1 protein-coding gene is annotated in these 2,179 nt (G+C 66.8%); it reads right to left on the minus strand.

What is annotated here, in order from left to right; genetic code table 11:
- Positions 1–369: 369 nt before the first annotated feature.
- Entirely contained in the window at positions 370–1,968 is a 1,599-nt protein-coding gene (locus tag F0Q34_RS21455) for a hypothetical protein (protein WP_149814408.1), read from the minus strand.
- Positions 1,969–2,179 lie beyond the last annotated feature (211 nt).

Raw genomic sequence — 2,179 nt, forward strand, 5'->3', positions numbered from 1 at the left:
GCCGATACCCGGGCGTGAAACTCCCGCAGCCCGTCTTCCTCATTGTAGCAGGGCGCCACAACCGAAATCAGCGGCCGCGAAGCATTGCGCATCGCTTCCATGCGATATCCTCTCGAATGGAAACGACCTTAAGCGGAACGTTGCCATTCCGATGCTCACGAATGCGCGCATTCGGTTCATTGCGTATCAAGAAATGTCCATAAAACTTAACAGAAAATCATTTAAGCCTCATCCGTTCCTCATCAAAGGAACCAGTTGCCGTCCCGCACCTTCCCGTCTTCCCTGGGCGATGCGGGCTCTGGGATGAACACCAGGGCCCACCGGCTGCCGCCATGCGGCGATGTAATTCGCGCCTGCATCACGCGGCCCCTACCGGGCCGCCATTGGCCGTTCCGCGAGGGGCAGGCGCAGAAGCTGCACGAAGCCCTCATCAGCCATCTTCTGCACGCCTGGCGGCAGCACCAGCGGCCCTTCCTGATCCGGCAGGTCGGCGTTCAGCACCAGCGCGTAGTCGAAGCGTTCCCGCCATTTCAGGGCATAGGCCTGGCTTTCCGCAACCGGATAGCCCGGCCGGTCCAGCACATGGATGGAAGCCGGCCCGCCTTCCGGCACCGAGATCTCGTTGAAGGGCGGCAGCACCAGCAGGGGCTGCTTGCCACGCGCGGAAAAAAGATTGGGGATGAAGGCCTGCCGCCAGATCACCGCATAGGAGGCGATCTGGGTGAACTGCCCCCTGTCATCGACGAAGTAGCGGCCAAGCGGCGCCGCCGCCACGGCGTCCGGGGCCGGATAGTGCCGCAGCGGCAGCACGACCCGGCCGGGCGGCAAGGCGGCCATGATCCGGCGCAGGGCTGCCACATCCTGCTCCGCACGGGCCCAGTGCCGCGCCACATCGGCCGTGCGCGCCAGCCCGATCGTGGCGAGCAGCGCCGCCGCGGCCACCGCTTCCCGCCGCGTCGGCATCTCGATGCGCAGGGAGGCGGCGAAGGCCAGCAACGCCATCAGCGGAATCCGCAGCTCCAGGGCGGCGGTTCCCGCCATTGCCTTGGGCATGAAAAGCGAGGCGATGCCCAGAATAACCGCCGCCGCGAACAGGCCCTGATGCAGGCTCAGCCGGCGGCGGACCAGCGCATAAAGCGGCACCAGCGCAAACAGCCCCATCAGCGCCAGATCGGTCCGGATGTCATAATTGCGCAGGGCCGAAAGCAGCGCCGAGATCCGGGTCAGGCCTTCCGTCCAGACAACCGGCGCGCTTTCAACATGCTTGTCCTCGCCCGGCAGATGCGCCGCCGTCAGCGTCAGCACCAGCAGCGGCAGCGCGCACACCGCGATCAGCAGCAGCCCCTGGCGCAGGAAGCGCAGAAAGGCAGGGCGGGAAGCGAGATGGTCCAGCAGGCGCGGGCCCAAGATCAGGCCGCCGGTCAGCGCGGCGTAGAACAGCAGCGCGAAGGGATGCACCGCCAGCATGACAAAAGCGGCCGCCAGGCGGTATAGCCAGCGCCCCGCACCTTCCGGCAGCAGCGTGTCCGCCGTGGCCAGCAGCAGCGCGAGGCCAACCCCCATCTGGAAGGTGACAAAGCCGAACAGCAGCGTCTGCGTCCAGGCCAGGAACGGAAAGGCGAACATCCAGACATTCCAGCCCAGCAGCCGCTTGTTCAGCAGCAGCACGCCAAGGGGCGGGCCCAGGATGCCGAAGGCCAGGATGCCCTGCCCGACCCTGTCGCCCGGCACCACGCCGGCGAAGAAGCGCACCAGCAGGTCGCCGCCGATATTGATGAAGGCGCGGCTCCAATCCGCCCCGTAAACGGTGGACATCTGCGCCAGCCCGCCACCCAGCAGCCAGAAGCGCGCCTGGTGGTTGGCGAAGTCGCCCAGGGCCGGCATGGGCGAAAGCATCATCGGCGTGAGCAGCAGCAATCCGGCCAGCAGCACCAGGGCGAAGCGGATCAGTCCGGCGGGAAAGGGCATCAGCGATTATCCGGCGGAAGGTTGCGGTGGCTCACATCCGGTTGGCGGAGCCATCAACGAGAACGCTGTTGAGCACGTAGCCCCAGGCGAAGGCGGCGATAACGGCGTCCGGGCCTCAGCCGGGTTCGGCCCACGCTGCCACGACGCCGTCGCGCAGGGTTGGCTCCATGCGGGAGAAATGGCCGGGCACCTCGTGGCGGCGCTTGCCGGC

This window comes from Teichococcus oryzae, from assembly GCF_008386565.1.
In the GTDB taxonomy this organism is placed as follows: domain Bacteria; phylum Pseudomonadota; class Alphaproteobacteria; order Acetobacterales; family Acetobacteraceae; genus Pseudoroseomonas; species Pseudoroseomonas oryzae.

Coding starts and splice junctions, on each gene's coding strand:
- F0Q34_RS21455 (WP_149814408.1), bottom strand. CDS start 1,968: ATGCCCTTTCCCGCCGGACTGATCCGCTTCGCCCTGGTGCTGCTGGCC.